This is a genomic window from Streptomyces klenkii, assembly GCF_003626645.1.
In the GTDB taxonomy this organism is placed as follows: Bacteria; Actinomycetota; Actinomycetes; order Streptomycetales; family Streptomycetaceae; genus Streptomyces; species Streptomyces klenkii.
The window spans coordinates 1-1,014 of sequence record NZ_RBAM01000230.1 but is presented as its reverse complement, the minus strand read 5'-3'; the positions used below and the strand labels follow the sequence as shown (position 1 = coordinate 1,014).

Below are 1,014 nucleotides of genomic sequence, written 5' to 3'. Positions count from 1 at the left end.
TGATCCGGGGGTACACCCTCCGGGAGCTCGCCCGGCGCGCCCACGTCTCGCCCGCGCAGCTCTCGCGCATCGAGACCGGGCAGCGCTACGCGAGCCCCGCGATCGTGGCCGGCGTCGCCCGCGCCCTGAGCGTCAGCGTGTCCGTGCTGTACGGGCAGCCGTACATCCACATGCTGCAACAGGACCAGCTGGACGCCCTGTTGTCCCCGATCGCGGGCTCGCTCGACGACTGGGACATCGGCCCCGGCGAGGGCGACCCGCCGCCGCGCCCGCTCGCGGTGCTTGAGGCCGCCGTGAGCGAGCTGGACGGCAAGCGCGAGGCGGGGCAGCAGTTCGAGGTTGCGGAGGCGCTGCCCGGCCTGATCGCAGAGGTGAACGCCACGGTGCTGCTGAACGACCGGCCCGGCCGCGACCGGGAGCGCGCCTTCTGGCTCCAGGCGCAGCTGGGCCGCACGGCCTATGTGGCCACCCGCAGGCTGGGGTTCATCGACCTGGCCCGGCACGCGCTGGGCCGGATGGCCGCCGCCGCCCCGCACTCCGGCGACCCGCGCCAGGTCGCCATCGAACGCTGGGACCGCGCCCGGCTGCTGGGCGACGCGACGCGCGCGGACAAGGGATTCCGCCTGGTGCACCAGGCGTTGCGCGACCTGGACGACGACCGGACCCCGGCGACGCGGGCGGTGCGCGGCGCGCTCTACCTCGAAGCCGCCGTCCTCGCCCGGCGCGCCGGAGTCCCCGACACGGCGGCCGAATGGCTCGGCCAGGCCCGCGAATTGGCCCAGGCTACCGGTGAGCTCCCCCACTACGGCCTGGTGTTCGGCCCCACCAACGTGGCCATCCACACGATGTCGGTGGCCAGCGGCCACGACCGGCACGGCGAGGCCCTGAGGATCGCGCGCGGCCTGCGCATCCCCGAGGACTACCCCAAGGCGCGCGCCGCCTCGTACTGGGCCTCCCGCGCCCGCTCCGAGGCGTGGACCGCCCAACACGAGGCCGCACAGCGGTCGTTGGAGA

At 75.1% G+C, this 1,014-nt stretch carries 1 protein-coding gene; it reads left to right on the top strand.

The annotated features are described in order from the left end of the window. Window positions 1-1,014, top strand: a 1,014-nt coding sequence (locus tag D7231_RS38255; RefSeq protein ID WP_120760589.1) for a helix-turn-helix domain-containing protein, incomplete at both ends; no start/stop codon positions are given.